Annotated in this window: 15 protein-coding genes, 5 tRNA genes and 1 pseudogene; 2 read left to right on the forward strand and 19 right to left on the reverse strand. The window is 46.3% G+C overall.

Annotation, left to right across the window (positions count from 1 at the left end):
* Window positions 1-117, forward strand: a pseudogene (locus tag ACO0K1_RS08865) (IS30 family transposase); the annotation flags it as partial.
* 222 nt (window positions 118-339) lie between these two features.
* Here the strand turns inward: ACO0K1_RS08865 and ACO0K1_RS08870 are convergent.
* Entirely contained in the window at window positions 340-924 is a 585-nt protein-coding gene (locus ACO0K1_RS08870; RefSeq protein ID WP_423024810.1) for a hypothetical protein, read from the reverse strand.
* 237 nt (window positions 925-1161) lie between these two features.
* On the reverse strand, window positions 1162-1596 hold the full coding sequence (locus tag ACO0K1_RS08875; RefSeq protein WP_423024812.1) for a hypothetical protein: 435 nt from the start codon (window positions 1594-1596) through the stop codon (window positions 1162-1164).
* A 270-nt stretch (window positions 1597-1866) separates the two neighbouring features.
* Here ACO0K1_RS08875 and ACO0K1_RS08880 point away from each other — a divergent pair, with 270 nt between their 5' ends.
* Entirely contained in the window at window positions 1867-2439 is a 573-nt protein-coding gene (locus ACO0K1_RS08880) for a phage integrase N-terminal SAM-like domain-containing protein (RefSeq protein WP_423024814.1), read from the forward strand.
* A gap of 615 nt (window positions 2440-3054) precedes the next feature.
* Here the strand turns inward: ACO0K1_RS08880 and ACO0K1_RS08885 are convergent.
* The 17 genes from ACO0K1_RS08885 to ACO0K1_RS08965 all read right to left on the reverse strand — a co-directional run bounded on the left by ACO0K1_RS08885 (window position 3055) and on the right by ACO0K1_RS08965 (window position 17052).
* Window positions 3055-3147, reverse strand: a tRNA-Leu gene (locus ACO0K1_RS08885).
* 70 nt (window positions 3148-3217) lie between these two features.
* A tRNA-Cys gene (locus ACO0K1_RS08890) sits at window positions 3218-3291 on the reverse strand.
* A gap of 98 nt (window positions 3292-3389) precedes the next feature.
* Window positions 3390-3465, reverse strand: a tRNA-Gly gene (locus tag ACO0K1_RS08895).
* 35 nt (window positions 3466-3500) lie between these two features.
* Window positions 3501-3576, reverse strand: a tRNA-Gly gene (locus ACO0K1_RS08900).
* Window positions 3577-3606: 30 nt separating this feature from the next.
* Window positions 3607-3682 (reverse strand) — tRNA-Gly (locus ACO0K1_RS08905).
* Window positions 3683-3732: 50 nt separating this feature from the next.
* Window positions 3733-4314, reverse strand: coding sequence for a CDP-diacylglycerol--glycerol-3-phosphate 3-phosphatidyltransferase (gene pgsA, locus ACO0K1_RS08910; protein ID WP_423024816.1), 582 nt, complete (start codon window positions 4312-4314; stop codon window positions 3733-3735).
* Window positions 4315-4353: 39 nt separating this feature from the next.
* Window positions 4354-6228, reverse strand: a complete 1875-nt coding sequence (gene uvrC / locus ACO0K1_RS08915; protein WP_423024818.1) for an excinuclease ABC subunit UvrC — start codon at window positions 6226-6228, stop codon at window positions 4354-4356.
* Complete coding sequence (gene acpS, locus ACO0K1_RS08920) at window positions 6221-6631, reverse strand: holo-ACP synthase (RefSeq protein ID WP_423024820.1); 411 nt, start codon at window positions 6629-6631, stop codon at window positions 6221-6223. Before acpS ends, uvrC begins: the two co-directional genes overlap by 8 nt.
* Window positions 6632-6647: 16 nt before the next feature.
* Window positions 6648-7412, reverse strand: a complete 765-nt coding sequence (locus tag ACO0K1_RS08925) for a pyridoxine 5'-phosphate synthase (protein ID WP_423024822.1) — start codon at window positions 7410-7412, stop codon at window positions 6648-6650.
* Complete coding sequence (gene recO, locus ACO0K1_RS08930) at window positions 7409-8254, reverse strand: DNA repair protein RecO (protein WP_423024824.1); 846 nt, start codon at window positions 8252-8254, stop codon at window positions 7409-7411. The genes ACO0K1_RS08925 and recO overlap by 4 nt, the downstream gene beginning before the upstream one ends.
* 7 nt (window positions 8255-8261) lie before the next feature.
* Window positions 8262-9164, reverse strand: a complete 903-nt coding sequence (gene era / locus ACO0K1_RS08935; protein ID WP_423024826.1) for a GTPase Era — start codon at window positions 9162-9164, stop codon at window positions 8262-8264.
* Window positions 9165-9173: 9 nt separating this feature from the next.
* Window positions 9174-10040 carry a ribonuclease III gene (gene rnc, locus ACO0K1_RS08940; RefSeq protein ID WP_423024828.1) on the reverse strand — a complete coding sequence of 289 codons (867 nt, stop codon included), beginning with the start codon at window positions 10038-10040 and terminating at the stop codon, window positions 9174-9176.
* Between the two features lie 12 nt (window positions 10041-10052).
* Complete coding sequence (locus ACO0K1_RS08945; RefSeq protein ID WP_423024830.1) at window positions 10053-10448, reverse strand: DUF4845 domain-containing protein; 396 nt, start codon at window positions 10446-10448, stop codon at window positions 10053-10055.
* Between the two features lie 30 nt (window positions 10449-10478).
* Window positions 10479-11390 (reverse strand): signal peptidase I, encoded by a 912-nt coding sequence (gene lepB, locus ACO0K1_RS08950; RefSeq protein WP_423024832.1) that lies wholly within the window; start codon window positions 11388-11390, stop codon window positions 10479-10481.
* Window positions 11387-13180: a translation elongation factor 4 gene (lepA, locus tag ACO0K1_RS08955; RefSeq protein ID WP_423024834.1), complete on the reverse strand. Its 1794-nt coding sequence runs from the start codon at window positions 13178-13180 to the stop codon at window positions 11387-11389. The genes lepB and lepA overlap by 4 nt, the downstream gene beginning before the upstream one ends.
* A gap of 168 nt (window positions 13181-13348) precedes the next feature.
* A complete protein-coding gene (truA, locus tag ACO0K1_RS08960) occupies window positions 13349-14164 on the reverse strand; it encodes a tRNA pseudouridine(38-40) synthase TruA (protein ID WP_423024836.1) in 816 nt (271 codons plus the stop codon).
* Between the two features lie 74 nt (window positions 14165-14238).
* Window positions 14239-17052, reverse strand: a complete 2814-nt coding sequence (locus ACO0K1_RS08965) for a FimV/HubP family polar landmark protein (protein WP_423024838.1) — start codon at window positions 17050-17052, stop codon at window positions 14239-14241.
* Window positions 17053-17319: the final 267 nt, after the last annotated feature.

The following is a 17319-nucleotide window of genomic DNA, read 5'->3' on the forward strand; positions in this document are numbered from 1 at the left end:
TGGGCGATGAACAGCTTAAATCATCGTCCCAGAAAATGTCTCGGCTTCAAAACGCCGCACCAAGTATTTATGAAGCAGTTACAATCGCATCAACATGTGGTTGCACTTCGAAATTGAATCCGCCATTTAACGTTTTAACGTTTTAACGTTTTAACGTCATGCACGTTATCAAGTGATGCGGATTAACGTAGAACCGCGACGTCTGCACCTGCCGGCACAATGAAATTCGGCAGGTTGGCGTTCCATCCCAAAATGACGAAAAATTTCATGATAAAGCGCGTGTGAATCCACAAAAAAAGGCCTTAATTGGTGCTCAAGATGTGTCATAGCGGTGAAAAGTTATAACTTCGCTGGAGATTGCAATACCGACCACTTGTCATCCTTAAATAGAAAAACTGCCGAAGATACACGCTGTGCTCCACTGGTTAAAAATAATTGAACCACACCTTTTTTCAATGCATCGACTGCCTTGATATCAGTTACGGGCGCATACAACAAACCACCTCGCTTTGGTACAACCACGGCTAATCCTTCAGGATATTTTTTCACTAATTTCCGCCAAAAATCACGATCTAAAAAATATGAACTGTCCAAGTCAGGCGATTTTCCAGCCACTTCGAAGATTCCACCAGTCCATGGTGTTGATGTTGGTTCACCATAAACACGTTTTACGTTTGCAATGGCTAACGATACTGCGTCTTCAACATTGAGTATGTTCAGCTTCGCAAGATCAGAAGGAGTCGCTACAGACATAGAATTCTCACCATCAAAGACGATCCGAATGTGTGTATCACCAATGAACTCCCATGATGCCATTTCAAGCTCAATTTCACGACCATCCTGAAGCTTTGCTTTTGCCTTACCAGTTGGCTTGAAGGATTCATCTTTTTTATCCGCACCAATAGACTCACGGACAACGACCATGAGATTATCTCTGGTTTTATCTGAAACGCTTGGGGATTGTGCATTTACATTCGATGGGAAGCTGGAAAACAATGCAGTTAAGGCGATGATCGACCGCGTAAATATGTCTCTAATTTTCATCCGTAAGTTACTTTCTGTGACACACAACGCAAAGCTAAGGGGCAGACACAGGCGGCGCACATAATGCGAAGCATGCGCCGATTGGGGCTGTCCAGCGAAGCGGCCTTGAGTGACTTGTTAGAGGTTTGTAAACCTGTTTTTAATGGCTTCAATAATATGGCTAGCTTCCGCTTCATCAAGTTGCGCCCCGAATTTATGGGTGCTTTGTCCGTAGTCAAAGGCAATACTGCCTCCTGTGATACCCCAAAACTCCATTCCATTTCCAGAGCCAAAGATTGACGTATTTTGTGGTTGCAGCCTTAATTTTGATATTGAAGATACTGCATATTCACTACTTCTATTAAACCCAGCAAGAACCTTGATGTGACTTAGCTCTGACGATGTTATGTCTACTATTTCCTTCCCCATAACATTCCAAAGCCACGCATATATGGCAAAGGCTCCACCGACAGTCCAGCCACCAAGCCACGCAATAAGAAAAAATTCCGGCACGCCATCCGTTGGATTTAATAATTCTTTTAAAACTGACACCTCACCAATTGCCCAACCCATTAGCCAAAAGCCCATGAAGACAATTAAAAAGAAATTCTTCTTGGACGGGATAGTAATTCGCAAACCATGATTGACACATAACTTTAATTAGGCGGACAGATGCCGTCCACCTAATTCAACTGGCTGCCACCTAATTCAACCAATTAAATCCTTGGAGAGGCTTGTCACACGGTCATTTGCGCAATTTACTGTATAAAAAACAGTATTAAATAACCATGAAAAACATCACTCCCACTGTACGGGCTTCAGACGCAGTTTTAAAACCAAAAATTGCTAGATCAACTCAAACGTTGCATACAAGATAAGTATTATATCTTACGCACCGAAGAGGTCTTTGTCTATTGGGCACGTTGGTTTATTCGCTTTCATGGCTTGCGCCACCCGGCAGAAATGGGTGCTCCCGAAGTGAAAGCTTTTCTTTCTTATCTCACGAATGGCCGGCATGTTGCCGTCGCAACGCATAAGCAAGCCTTGTGTGCATTACTGTTTTTGTATAAACATGTTTTGCAAATCGAATTGCCGTGGCTGGATGAAATATTCCGCCCAATACGCCTGCCGCGTCGACCAACAGTATTGACACCGAATGAGGTGGCATCTGTGTTCGAGTACATATGCGGCGCACACGCTTTGATGGCTAAGCTCATGTATAGCACTGGGATGCAATTGATGGAATGCATGACATTGCGGGTCAAGGAAGTTGATTTTGAACGGCGTGAAATTACGATCCGTCATGGCAAGGGTCGTAAGGACGGGATGACGATGCTGTCGCTTTCGCTGGTAGTGCCACTGCGCGAACAAATTGCACAGGCGAGGCTGGACTACGATGCGGATTGTTTGGGGTAGCGCATGGGCGTCATATTGTCGAATGCACAGGAACGGAAATATCCGCGCGCAGCAACCCAATGGGGCTAGTTTTGGGCATCCCCATCGGATCATTCATCAACGGTAGCATGTCCGCTTTTTCCGATCTTCATTGAATTTAATAATGTCAGGGTTAGGCCGCGCAGTGACTGCCCAGCGTCAGATGTCCTACGCTGCTGCGAGTAGTCTTGTATGTATATCGCGAATTACAGGCGTACAAAACCGACTCATCGAATCCAGTGACATCCGCAACGGCAGAATCGCGAAGGTCAAATAGAACGGCCTCCAATTTATCAAAACTACCCATATTCGTTCGACCGGTGTGTCGATGCGCTTGAGAACAAGGCCAACTTGGCCACACTACCCCAACCATGACAGCCCACTACGTTCGCCACCGAAAAGGGAAGCTCGTTAACCCCACAAAATAGCGTTTTGCGGAACTTTTCCCGAATTGCGGAACTGCACCAATTTTAAAAGCCTGTATTTAATACAGGCTTTTTCGTATTGATGATAAATCCAAGCACAAAACAAAAAACCCTGCAAAGCCTTGATTTCTCTAGCTTTGCAGGGTTTTCTGCGTTACGTCTGATGTCGATATGGTGCCCGAGGCCGGAATCGAACCGGCACGCCCGCTATTAACGAAGCGGCGGATTTTAAGTCCGATGTGTCTACCTGTTTCACCACTCGGGCCCATCACTACAACATGCAATCTAAGATTGCTTGCTCTTGCATAAAAATGCCAATCAGCATTTTTAAAATCTGGAGGCGGGGGTCGGGATCGAACCGGCGTCTACGGCTTTGCAGGCCGCTGCATAACCACTTTGCTACCCCGCCAGGGGTGCTATTAACGTTGGTGACTTCTCAGCCTCAGTTAAATCGCGGCACATCAACTACTGTAACAAAAAAGGGAAGCTTTGCTTCCCTTCAGAATCTGGAGCGGGAGAAGAGTCTCGAACTCTCGACCTCAACCTTGGCAAGGTTGCGCTCTACCAACTGAGCTACTCCCGCATTATACTGCCGATACTTCAGGTACTACGCCATTTTGGAGCGGGAGAAGAGTCTCGAACTCTCGACCTCAACCTTGGCAAGGTTGCGCTCTACCAACTGAGCTACTCCCGCATTTGCACTACATATTTCGCTGAGAAAACTTGGAGCGGGAAAAGAGTCTCGAACTCTCGACCTCAACCTTGGCAAGGTTGCGCTCTACCAACTGAGCTATTCCCGCATCAACGAAAGACCAGAATTATATAGCATTTCGAAAAACTGTCAAGTAAGCTACTTTAGATTCTCAGTCGATTCTTTAATTAATGGCCAGGCTTTGCGCAGATAATAGAACATCGACCACACTGTCAACACCGCCGCAATTAACATCAACAACAAACCCGGAAACACCATATCAATGCCAAACAAGGTGTCGTGATATAGGAGCATAGGAATTGCTGACATTTGCGCCGCAGTTTTAATTTTACCCAGCGAACTTACGGCAACTGATTTCGAGGCGCCAATTAAAGCCATCCATTCGCGCAACGCTGAAATAGTGATTTCGCGACCAATAATAACAAATGCAATCACTGCATGTACTCGTCCCAGATGTACCAATACCAACAGTGCACCAGCGACCATTAACTTATCTGCAACGGGATCAAGAAACGCACCAAACGACGATGTTTGATTCCATCTGCGAGCCAGAAAACCATCGAACCAATCAGTCACTGCCGCGACAATAAAAATCAAGGTCGACGCGAGACCTTGTTGAAATGGATTAAGCCAGGAATTTGGCAAATAAAAAACGCCGACAACGAGCGGAATCAGCGCGACTCGTATCCAGGTAAGCAATATGGGGAAATTAAATGGCATGACTTAATAATTTAAAATATTTCTATTCATTATATTGATCTAACGAAGCCGCTTGTAAATTTCTTCAGCTAATTGGCGAGAAATACCCTCGACACTGGCAAGTTCTTCCACACTAGCATCACTGACTCCCTTCAATCCACCAAAGCGCACAAGCAAACGTTGTCGACGCTTGGGGCCAACGCCTTCAATTTCCTCCAACTGGGATGTCTGCCTTGCCTTGTCGCGTTTTGCCCGCATTCCAGTAATTGCAAAACGATGTGCTTCATCGCGGATATGCGCAATCAACATGAGTGCAGAGGACTCTTTACCGAGCTCTTTTTCGGCACGCCCATCTACAAATACTAAAGTCTCCAGGCCAACCTTCCGCCCCTCCCCTTTAGACACCCCAACAATCAAGCTCGTGTCGAGCCCTAACTCGACAAAAACTTGCCTGGCTATCTCTACTTGCCCTTTACCGCCATCAATCAGTACCACATCCGGCATCGTCGGCGCTGCAGGGTCGTCATCGACAACTTTCTCATACCGTCGCGTCAACACTTGACGCATCGCAGCATAATCGTCCCCAGGCGTAATATCCTTGATGTTATAACGTCTATACTCACTATTTTGCATTGCATGATGGTGATAGACAACACATGATGCCTGCGTTGCCTCACCTTGAGTATGACTGATGTCAAAACACTCAATGCGCAATAATTCCATATTGTCGACGTCGAGTTCAAGCGCAGTTGCCATCGCACGAGTCCGCGCTTGCTGCGAACCCTGCTCAGACAATAACCGCGCCAAGGCCAACTCCGCCCCTTTTACCGCCATTTCCAACCAGGCACGACGTTGCTCTTGCGGTTGAAATGATAAATGAATTTTATGACCGCATTGCTCCGCCAGCACCAACATTAAATCAGGCGCATCCAAGGCAATGTTCATCACCAATGTAGAAGGAATGAATTGATCGACATAATGTTGCGCCAGAAACGCCGCCACGACTTCGGCCTCGATTGAATCGTCCGTCACAGCGCGAACGTCATCAACATGGCTCGGGAAATAAGCGCGATCACCTAAATGGCGGCCGCCCCGTATCATCGCCAAATTGACGCAAGCGCGCCCACCTTCAACGACGACAGCAATGACGTCGAGATCCGCGTTACCGGTGGTTTCCATGCTTTGCTGATGGAGCACTTTGGATAGCGCCGACATTTGGTTTCGGACGATTGCTGCTTGTTCAAACTTAAGCTCTGCAGAGAATCCAAGCATCTTTGTTTCGAGGTTTTGCATGACCTCCAATTGACGACCACGCAAAAAGTCCGCTGCGTTCTTCACATCTTGCTGATAATCTTCAGGCGCTATTAAATCAACGCAAGGCGCACTACAGCGTTGAATTTGATGCAGCAAGCAAGGCCGCGTTCGATTGGCAAACACACTATCCTCACAACTGCGCAACAAAAAAACCTTTTGCAGAATTTGCATTGATTCTTTGACCGCCCAACCGGAAGGAAAAGGGCCAAAATACTGATGCTTTTTATCGACAGCGCCGCGATAGTAGGTCATGCGCGGCGTTTTCTCGGCGGTTATTTTAAGATAAGGGTAGGACTTATCATCGCGAAATAAAATATTGTATCGAGGACGCAAAGCCTTGATCAGATTATTCTCGAGAATTAATGCTTCCGCTTCGCTACGAGTCACCGTGGTTTCCAAGCGCACGATCTTCTCGACCATCATTGCAATTCTAGGACTCGATAGCGTTTTTTGAAAATAACTGGTAACGCGTTTCTTTAAATCCCTCGCCTTACCCACATAAAGCACTTGATCCTGAGCATCAAAATATCGATATACACCAGGAAGGTGCGGCAATTGGGTGACCGTATCAATCACTTGCTGACGAATCTCTTTCGAAGGCTGGTCTATGTCGTTATTCATTTTGACCTCTGACAACCTGCTCAACGATAACAAAAGCAACGACGTGCAACACCTCATCACTCACTGACACATGGGCTTGCAAGTTACGTTCTGACATCCATCGTTGCAATTCACCACTCACGACCACTTCGGGCTTACCATCCGCATTACTGAGCGCTTGCATAGTGCGCAGTGTCATCGGCAAGCGAACTCCCGTCCCAATCGCTTTCGAAAAAGCTTCTTTGGCAGCAAATCTGGTTGCCAGATACCGAATACACCGCGTGGTGGATTGCTCTCTGCGTTGAAAAAATACCAGCAACTCTTCGTCGCCAAGCACTTTTCTTGCGAAGCGCCCCCCCCCACGCTGCAATGCGCGCTCGATTCGCGCTACTTCGACTATATCTGCACCGATACCGTAAATCACACTATGACCTCTATGACTACATTTGCCCATTGCTGAGTCGCGATTTGATCAAAAGCGCCGTCATCTCTCGCACTGCCTTTTCCCAACCGATCAAAAGAGATTGAGCAAAGACCGCCCCATCCACATGCACTTGCGTGATATCAGGCATCCCAGCGAGAAGCGTTATTTCTGGCAGAGCCAACGCGCCGCCAAGCGTCACAGATATTCCATAGCGAACACACTCAGTCACAGCGAGTCGTATTTTGACGAGTTCTCGTTCTCGTTCACTGCCATCTGTAGCATGCGCTAACGAAGAGCAATCCAATCTTAATCGAGACACGCCAACATTAGCCGCAGCGATAATCTGTTCCGGGACGGGTAAAATATAAATTGACACCTGCTTAGCTTGCGCGTGTAGCTCTTTGATTGCAGCTTGAACATGATCCAGGTCAGCGAGTAAATCAATCGCCCCAATTTGAGTCCCAAAAGGCTCACACGCAGAAACCAGACAAACGTTTTTTACCGGGACTTTAGCTAATTGATCCAGCATAAAACGAGTTGGCAGTACCTCCAACTCAAATGAATTGATCACCTGTTGCGACAATTGCCGAACATCCGCTTCCATATCCGGCCATTTTTGTTCAGAGACATAAAGGCCAATTTGATCAGCACCAGATTCTTCGGCATACAAAGCCAAACGAGAAAGATCAATAAAACTGCTACCAATATTTTCACGTGCATTCTGCAGTGAATTGAGGCTAACGCTTAATTGAAGCAATTGGCTCTGTTGATGGATATTCATAAATTTTGCAGATCAATCAAAATTTGACGTGTATTTAAAAAAGCACCATGCAAGTGATGCGACAGCAAGCTTCGCATCAACATTTTGCTCTGAAATTGGGTTTGTGGATCGCCATAGTCGCCGGCAACCATATCGAGTAGCGTTTTCCCCGAAATAACAGGTGCGGTATCAGACATCGATGCAGGTCTGGCGCCGAGTTCGGGATCAACAATGTAATTATCCGCTCCCAGCACACGCGTTCGCGAACTTGTGCAAAAACTCAGATCACTCAACAACCCCGATTCTCGCAATAGACTGAGTTCAAATTGTCGCAATACTGTGGGCGCTGGTTCAGCATGCGCAAGTTGATTCAATGTAGAGACATATTGATCAAAGAGTATAGGGTGCGGCTCATCGCGTACCATAAACTTAACTAGCAATTCATTCAAATAAAACCCGCATAAGAGAGCAGATTTCTCTAAGGGTAACATTCCCCCCACCCACTCAGCCGAGGTGAGAATACGGATTTCTGATTTACCTGTCCAAGCGAATTGTAGTGGCTGGAATGTTTGCAGCACACTCCTCAATTGGGAATGCGGGCGCTTAGCACCTTTGGCGATTAGTGCAATCCGACCATAATCTCGGGTCAACACATCAATGATGACACTGGTTTCTTTATAAGGCCAGGAATGTAACACGAAACCAGGCTGATTGAGAACCCGGCGCTCGCGTGTCTGGGACTTCGGGGCAGAGGAAATAGTCTTTTTTTTATTAACGCTCGGCGCTGTAGGAAGCAGGAGCTCATCCTCCGGATCGGAGGTCGTCACATTCGAACGTAACGCGACATTATCCCCTGCTGTCATGCTGTACTTATTCGTAGCCGTAAGCCCGCAAACCAGCTTCGTTGTCTGCCCACCCAGATTTTACTTTGACCCAAATTTCAAGATAAACAGGGCCGCCGAACAGTTTCTCCATATCGACACGTGATTGCGTCGATATGTCTTTGAGACGCGCACCTTTATTCCCAATGACCATAGACTTATGTCCGTCGCGGTCCACTAATATAGCAATGAAAATTCGACGCAAATTACCTTCTTGCTCAAATTTTTCGATCAATACAGTGCTGGTATAAGGCAGTTCGTCACCAACAAACCGGAATAATTTTTCTCGCACAATTTCAGTCGCCAGGAATTTCTCACTCCGGTCTGTAATATCGTCCTCAGCAAAAATCGGCGGATTTAATGGCAAATACTTTCTTGCCTCACCTTCCAAATTTTCCAATTGGAAACGCAAAGTTGCAGATACTGGAACGATCGCAGCAAATGGAAATAATGCCGCAATTTTTTGCGCAAACGGCATCATGACCGCTTTGTCTTTGACGCGATCAGATTTATTAATAACCAAAATACATGGTACATTTTTTGGCAAGAGATCGATGACCTGCTGATCAGCAGCACCGAAGGTACCCGCTTCAACCAAAAATAAAATAACATCCGCAGCCGTCAAAGTCGTAGTGACTGTGCGATTTAAGGTACGGTTTAAGGCATTTGAATGTCGCGTCTGAAAACCTGGCGTATCAACGTAGACAAATTGCGTATTGTCTTTGGTCTGGATACCTGTAATCCGGTGACGCGTTGTTTGCGCCTTACGTGACGTAATGCTCACTTTGGCGCCAATCAACGCGTTCATCAACGTCGATTTTCCGACGTTAGGACGCCCGACGATGGCGATGTACCCACAACGAAAATCGGGGTTATCTAAAAATTCATTCATGTGGGGTACTCAGGCTATCTTTGGGTGGTGATTCGGGTTTACCACAGTCTCTGTGGCTTTTTTTACTTCAGATTCTGCCGCACTTTTCTGCTTATCAGATCCATTGGCGATTCCTGGCGTGAGCTCATTCTGTGAGGTTGCAATCCCCGCTAATTTGAGCTGAGCCGCGCGCGGTTTGGCTTTTCGAGAGGCAGGTGTACGAGACAATACCTCAATCGCGGATTCCAATGCCAATTTAGCGGCCGCTTGTTCACCTGCCCGACGACTTCCACCAGTGCCAAATACTTGAATATCTAATTTAGGAACCAGACATTCAATTTCAAATTCTTGATTGTGCGCCGCTCCATGCGTGGCGACCACATTATATTGCGGTAACGCAATTTTTCTACTTTGCAGAAACTCTTGAAGCAACGTCTTGGCATCCTTACCTAGTGTGGTCGGGTCGACAGAATCCAAAATCGGTGCATACAATGCCCGGATTACTTCTTTAGCCGCATCAAAACCAGCATCAAGAAAGATCCCGCCAAAGAGGGCTTCTAAAGTATCAGCCAAAATTGACGGTCTTCTAAAACCACCCGATTTCAACTCACCCTCACCTAAACGCAGAAACTGCGATAACTCTATACGTTGCGCAATTTCATACAAAGTCTGTTGCTTAACGAGATTCGCACGTACTCGCGATAAGTCGCCCTCGTCGATGTCCGCAAAACTCTCGAACAATAAAGAAGCGACCACACAGTTCAAGACTGAATCGCCCAAAAATTCGAGGCGTTCATTATGTAAAACACTATGACTACGATGCGTCAGTGCCTGCTGCAATAAAGCTGAATTGCCAAACTGGTGACCCAGCCTCTTTTGCAATAATTGAAGATTCATACGTCAATCTATTTATTCTGGCTTCTTGGTGGGAATACCACTTTTCGCCGTTGTACCCTCGTATTCTAGCAACAACGTTGCAGGACCGAACAAAGGTATCTTTTTCTGATAAGAAAAACTGACATCAACATCATCGCCATTTCTGGCTATTATCAAATCTTTCCCGGTAATTGATGTAATATAGCCAACTTCTGCCTGTTTATTGAATGCAGTTTCAATTTCACGTGGCGTAGTACCGATATTTTTTGCGTAAACAATTGCTTTTTTAATTGAAAAATACTCAATCGCCGTCGGCACGACCTTCATAGCTAACATTGCAATCAATACCAATATCCCTAACGACAAAATCAGGCCAATAAGAGATATCCCACGTTGGGTTTTAAGTTGACGATGGTGATGTAAATTCATTGCAAATCAGCTCCAGGTTGAAGATAAAAATTACTGAAAACTACCGATACGTTTTATATTGCCGAGATTCATCCAAATAAAAAATGCTTTTCCAACAATATTTTGGTCAGGTACAAATCCCCAATAGCGACTATCAAGACTGTTATCACGATTATCGCCCATCATGAAATATTCGCCCTCAGGCACTACGCACGAAAACCCTTCACTATTGTAGGTACAATTTTCACGTTTAGGGAAATTATGAGGATCGTGCACAAACGCAGAAGCACGATCGTCATTCAAAATTCGATGGGTAACACCAGTCAGATTTTCAGCGTATTGCTTAAAATAAGAGAGCCGCTCTTCATCCAAAAAATCGGGCAATGCTTGATAAGACAATTCATTTCCATTGATGAGGAGCCGTTTATTCCGATAAACCACTTTATCACCGGGCACACCAACAACACGTTTAATGTAGTCCACTGACGGGTCTTCCGGGTACTTAAACACCATTACATCGCCACGTTGAGGATTACTAATATCAATGACTTTTTTGTTCAGGATAGGCAAACGAATACCATAGGAAAATTTATTAACTAAAATCAAATCCCCGACAAACAACGTCGGCAGCATAGAGCTAGATGGGATTTTAAATGGTTCATACAAAAAAGAACGCAGAAAAAACACCAGAGCTATGACCGGAAAGAAACTACCGGAATACTCTACCCACAATGGTTGACGCAGAATACTGGCTTCTATGTCAGCGCGTTTGCTTTCTTCGACACGGATACCTTCACTCACCAATTTAGCATTGCGCGCGTCGTACGCTGCCAACGCCGCATCCGCTGCAATACGGCGTTGCTTTGCCAAGAAAAAAACATCCAGAAACCAGACAATGCCCGTACCGATGGTCAGCACGAACAGTATCAAAGCAAAATTTCCTAAAATTAACTGAAAACTCATTTTTCATCCACTTGTAAAATTGCCAAAAATGCCTCTTGCGGAATTTCCACCGAGCCCACTTGTTTCATGCGCTTTTTACCTGCCTTTTGTTTTTCAAGCAATTTCCGCTTACGGCTAATATCACCACCATAACATTTTGCCAATACGTTTTTACGCAAGGCCTTAACGTTTTCGCGGGAAATAATGTTTGAGCCAATTGCCGCCTGAATCGCCACATCAAACATTTGGCGCGGAATCAACTCACGCATTTTGGCCGCCACCGCGCGACCGCGGAAGTGACTATTTGCACGGTGAACAATAATCGCCAGCGCATCGACTTTTTCGCTATTAATCAACATATCTACTTTGACGACGTCAGCGGCACGATTTTCTTTGAATTCATAATCCATCGAGGCATAGCCACGCGACGTCGATTTCAGCCGATCAAAGAAATCCAGAACAATCTCAGCCATCGGCATTTCATAGGTCAACTTCACCTGACGACCGTGGTAACTCATATCGAGCTGTACGCCTCGTTTTTGCGTGCACAAAGTAATTACGGAACCAACATACTCTTGCGGCATGTAAAGATTGACCGTGACGATAGGCTCACGAATCTCTTCAATTTTTGATGGATCAGGCATTTTTGACGGATTATCGACCATCAAAATACTGCCATCTGCCATCACCACTTCATACACCACAGTAGGTGCAGTCGTGATCAAATCCATGTCGAATTCACGCTCAAGACGTTCTTGAACGATTTCCATATGAAGCAATCCCAGGAAACCACAACGGAAACCGAAACCAAGCGCCTGAGAAACTTCGGGCTCGTACATCAACGCAGCATCATTCAGTTTCAGCTTTTCCAAAGAGTCGCGTAATGCATCATATTGATTTGCCTCAACCGGGAACAAACCTGCAAAAACTTGCGGTTGAACTTCTTTAAAACCTGGCAATGGCGCTTTAGCAGCCTTATTGGCCACAGTGATCGTGTCACCAACTTTAGCCGACTTCAATTCTTTAATGCCGGCAATAACAAAACCGACCTGTCCGGCAGATAATTGATCGCGGCTTAACGACTTCGGTGTAAATACGCCAACACTTTCGACTAAATGTTGGGCTTCAGTCGCCATGAATAAAATCTTATCTTTAGGGCGCAAGGTTCCATTCACAATACGCACCAGCATGACTACGCCAACGTAATTATCAAACCAGGAATCAATAATCAACGCTTGCAAAGGCGCATCGGGATCACCTTTCGGCGGCGGCACTTTGACGATGAGCGATTCCAACACATCAAGAACACCCAAACCAGTCTTTGCGGAGCAATGCACTGCATCTGTTGCGTCGATGCCAATTACTTCTTCGATTTCCGAACAAGCGTTTTCAGGATCAGCCGATGGCAAATCAATCTTATTCAAAACTGGAACGACTTCAACGCCCAACTCAATGGCGGTATAGCAGTTTGCTACCGTCTGTGCTTCAACGCCTTGCGATGCATCTACGACCAACAAAGCACCTTCGCACGCGGACAAAGAACGACTTACCTCATAGCTAAAGTCGACGTGACCTGGCGTATCAATCAAATTGAGGTTGTAAATCTGACCGTCTTTCGCCTTGTAATGTAACGCAGCAGTTTGTGCTTTAATCGTGATACCACGCTCACGCTCAATATCCATAGAATCAAGGACTTGCGCTTCCATTTCACGATCAGACAAGCCACCGCACAATTGAATAATGCGATCAGCCAGCGTGGATTTGCCGTGATCGATATGGGCAATAATAGAAAAATTCCGGATGTTATTCATTGAAATTACAAAAAAATACTAAGGTGAGGCGAAGACCAGCTAAAAAAAAGCGCTCCAGACTGGGCAATAGTCCCCAGGCGAGCGCCTTCAGTGCGGGTTTTGCAAAACGTCATTTTACCGGATTTCAGGGAGGAAATCTGAGAAATCACATTCCTAAGGAACAAAGCACTACAAAAGAGACAAGAATCCCGGTAATTCTATCGCGTCTGAGCTGGGCAAACCCCATTTCGGCTCATAATCAATTTTTGCCAGATAAAGACCGTCCGGCATAAATGTTGGGGCAGCAATACTGCGATCTTTACTTTCCAAGACCTCAGCCATCCAATCAGGCGAACGTCGCTGCATGCCCACAAATAATAAAGAACCAACAATATTCCGAACCATATGATGCAAAAATGCGCTGGCTTTAAGCGTAAATACAATTAGTTCACCCTGCTGCCGGATCGTGATCTCATACATCTGCTTTATTGGGGTCTTCGCTTGACAGCCAGACGCCCTGAAAGCTGAAAAATCATGCTCTCCCAATAATTTCTGCGCTGCAATACGCATTAAATCAACGTCAAGCGGCCGAAATGCCCACCCAGCTCTTCCGGCCCACATTGGCGAACGTATCTTGCTGTTATATAGAACATAATGATAAGTTCTCGCTCTTGCACTAAATCTGGCGTGAAAATTATCTTGAGAATTTTCATCAAACGCTAATTCTTTTGCCCATTGAATCGCAATACTCGCAGGCAGAAATGCATTTACACCGTTCACCCAAGAATATGACTCACGCTGCAATGGCGTATCAAAATGAACGACTTGCTCAATCCCATGTACACCTGCATCGGTTCGCCCAGCACATACCGTAGCCACTCTGGCACCGCAAAACTGGTGCAACGCACGTTCAAGCGCATCTTGCACAGTATTACCTGAAGGCTGAGTTTGCCACCCTTGCCAGCCGCTCCCATCATATTCAACACCTAAAACTAGACGCTTCACAAGCCAATCCATTCATTTAAAAAACAAAAACGGGCGCCAATAATTTGGCGCCCGCGGAATTTAACACATTGCTGTTAAGCTAGCTGCGCCAGCATATGGGCAGCGCGCTCTTTTTGCTCTGGAGTACCACCTTTGAGTACCTCATCCAATAGCTCTCGCGCACCTTCTTTGTCGCCGATTTCATGGTATGCAACAGCCAAATCGAGCTTGGTGGCCATCTCAGCATTGACTGGCGGCGCGTCTGTCGCGCCGGACTCACCCGTCACATCCATACGCGGCGCATCGGAAGGGAGATCCAGATCAATTCCCGACAAATCAAATTCAAATGCTGCAGCGACTTCCGGCATTGATTCAGCCCCGCGATGACCATTCTCGTTCGACTCAGGGAAAGTTAACTCCTCGCTTACCACTGGGATCTCAGACGCAAAATCCGCATCGAACGCTGCCTCACCACTTTTAGGCAAATCAAAATCCAGACTATGCAAATCTTCAGCATTCGCCTCAAGATTTGTTACCACTGAATTCGCCTTAGCAACAACAGGACTCACAGCACCGCCAAAGTCAAAATCGATCGAACCAAAATCGACTTCTGGATGCACCTCCGCCGTTTCATTTGTTGCCTTAGGTGTAGTTTGCAGCGGAAGTTGCGGCGCATCGTCAGGCGCACTACCCAGATCAAAATCAAGCCCACCTTCATGAGAAGGCTCAACAACGCCTGAGTGCGCTGGCTCTTGGGAGGAGTTTGCGTCGTCATGCGAAGCGATATCAATGATACTAATCGCCTCCAACATATCTCTTGAGAGAGAATTACCCAGTAAAGCATCAGGATCCAGATCCTCAAGCGGTTGCGTCGGGGAGCCTAAGCCTGCACCATAATAAGTATCAACTTTTGCCTTACCACCTGCATACAAAGGATTACCCGGCTCCAACACAATCCCCATCGACGCAGCCTGAGCCCACTCCTCACCTTGACCACTCGTCATTCCGTAAAGCTCGCTTGCCAATCGCTCAAATAATTTAGCATCTTTACGTGCAAAATAAATTTCCAGCAATTTCACTCTAACCGCATGACGATCTGGCTGCGTACGCAAGGCTTCCTTTAAAATTTCCTCTGCCTGAGAATCGCGGCCATAGGCAATATAGACATCCGCCTCAGCCACTGGATCAACTTCGTTGGCATCGAGCTGACTTGCCGACGGCGCAAAGTTTGAATTAAAAACACTATTATTCGTATCAACACTCTGGCCACCAGTAGAACCAAACATCGAATTGGCCTTCATGCTTGAGCCAGTCAAAATACTATCCTCGAACTGTTGAAGCTTTTTCTTACGCCTGTTCATCCAAACACCAGCACCCGCCAATGTTGCTAAAACAACGCCTCCTGCAGGTACCAGCCAGTCTGGCAAACCGTCGAAGAAACCGGGCTCCGGCGGTGGCGGTGCGACCGGACGATGTTTAGGCGGCTTCACAGGGGTAGAAGCAGCGGCACTAGCGGCAGCACTAGCAGCGGCAGGCATTGAGGAAGGCACAGATTCAGCAACTGCCGACGCAACTGAGGCTGAAGCGGACGCCGCGGATACTGCAGGATTCGATGCTACCGACGTCGCCGCGGTTGAGGCCGCTGTCGCTGTGGCGACTGATGCCGATGTCGCTTTGCTTGCATTTTCAATCGAAGAACTCGCTACTGCACTACTCGCCGCAGATTTACGATCACCCTTCTCTTTACTTCCTTTATCCGTTAACTCAGCCTCCTTGCTAGCCAAGTCCTTATTCTTAACGTCAAGCAAACGCTGCAAATCGCCGACATTTTTTTCCAGTTCTTTTAAGCGACCAGCAGCTTCCTCAGCCGCTTTCTTTTTGGCCAGCTTATCTTCTTCGGTACCACCTTTTCCTGTTGCTGATTTATCACTAGCAAGGGGTGAAGCTTTTGATAATTTCAGTTTATCCAGTGCCTCCGTTGTCGCATTAGGCACCTCTTTCACTTTAGCCGTAATTGCGCCTCCGGCACTTTGCTTCCCAGCCACATTTTTAGCGGGTGCAGAACGATCGACATGGTCGGCTAAATGATTACGGTACGCATTAAAATCTGCAGCATGCGCAACCACAACTGTATGAGCGCTAGCTTTACTACCAACACTTGTCTTGACGGCATCAGCATCAGGCACCGCGAGAACTTGTCCCGCTTTCAGGCGATTCAGGTTTTTACCAATAAATGCCTGTGGATTGGCGCGATACAAGCCAACAAGCATCTGATCCAGAGAAACACCTTCTTGCTTATAGACTGCAGCAATCTTCCCCAAGGTATCACCGGCCTTTACTGCATACTCGTCCGCAGCTTTACTTGACGCAGGTACATCCTTTTTTGCGGCATTTTGTGCACCAACAACGATCGGCGTGGACGAAGAGGGACGGTTTGTGGCTTGATTTGTGGCTTGATTTGTCGCTTGATTTGAGGATTGACCAGTTGCTTGACCTATGGGCTGGGACTGTCCCTTATTTACAACAATATTGGGGCTCGCTACTTGTGGGGACTGGCTATTACGTAACTCAGCCGGATCCAACAAGAATGTATATTCTCGCAACAACTTACCATTAGAGGAAGTGATCTCCAGCAACATGTCGACAAATGGTTCATTGATTGGCTGCACTGAAGACACTTTAATAACAAAACCTGAACCTCGGGGCTCTACTGCAAAGCGCAAATTTAACAATGCAGCATTGAAATCTATATTGGCCTGGCGAAAGGCTTCAGCAGAGGCAATTTTGGGTACAAGTGTATCTATCTCTTCTTTGTTGGGTGAAGTGAGTTCAATTTCTGCCTTGAGAGGCTGACCTAAAGAAGACAGAACTGTTAAACGCCCCATGCCAGTAGCATTGGCGTTTGACATGAAAAGCAAAGCTGAAGTAACAGCAACGCTCAAGACTTTATGTCCCAGAGAAATCACAGATGTTCTTTTTTGATTATGCATTTTGTCAGACATATTGGGAATTTTGCGAACAAAGTCCGCTGGGATGGCCTAATCGCATTGCCAAACGACGCTCTATATTATTTCACCATAGCATTACAACGTAAGCGCTGCAAGCTTAACGCGATTTAACAACATGGTAAATACATTCACACGACTACAAGTGATCAATCACATGTAAATGTTGTT

Origin of the sequence: Undibacterium sp. SXout20W (assembly GCF_049340285.1) — a bacterium.
Taxonomy (GTDB): Bacteria; Pseudomonadota; Gammaproteobacteria; order Burkholderiales; family Burkholderiaceae_D; genus Undibacterium.

Coding starts and splice junctions, on each gene's coding strand:
- uvrC (WP_423024818.1), bottom strand. CDS start 6,228: ATGAATAACGACATAGACCAGCCTTCGAAAGAGATTCGTCAGCAAGTG.
- rnc (WP_423024828.1), bottom strand. CDS start 10,040: ATGAATCTTCAATTATTGCAAAAGAGGCTGGGTCACCAGTTTGGCAAT.
- ACO0K1_RS08875 (WP_423024812.1), bottom strand. CDS start 1,596: ATGGGTTGGGCAATTGGTGAGGTGTCAGTTTTAAAAGAATTATTAAAT.
- ACO0K1_RS08965 (WP_423024838.1), bottom strand. CDS start 17,052: ATGTCAAACGCCAATGCTACTGGCATGGGGCGTTTAACAGTTCTGTCT.
- pgsA (WP_423024816.1), bottom strand. CDS start 4,314: ATGCCATTTAATTTCCCCATATTGCTTACCTGGATACGAGTCGCGCTG.
- ACO0K1_RS08870 (WP_423024810.1), bottom strand. CDS start 924: ATGGTCGTTGTCCGTGAGTCTATTGGTGCGGATAAAAAAGATGAATCC.
- ACO0K1_RS08925 (WP_423024822.1), bottom strand. CDS start 7,412: ATGAATATCCATCAACAGAGCCAATTGCTTCAATTAAGCGTTAGCCTC.
- recO (WP_423024824.1), bottom strand. CDS start 8,254: ATGACAGCAGGGGATAATGTCGCGTTACGTTCGAATGTGACGACCTCC.
- lepA (WP_423024834.1), bottom strand. CDS start 13,180: ATGAATAACATCCGGAATTTTTCTATTATTGCCCATATCGATCACGGC.
- era (WP_423024826.1), bottom strand. CDS start 9,164: ATGAATGAATTTTTAGATAACCCCGATTTTCGTTGTGGGTACATCGCC.
- lepB (WP_423024832.1), bottom strand. CDS start 11,390: ATGAGTTTTCAGTTAATTTTAGGAAATTTTGCTTTGATACTGTTCGTG.
- ACO0K1_RS08945 (WP_423024830.1), bottom strand. CDS start 10,448: ATGAATTTACATCACCATCGTCAACTTAAAACCCAACGTGGGATATCT.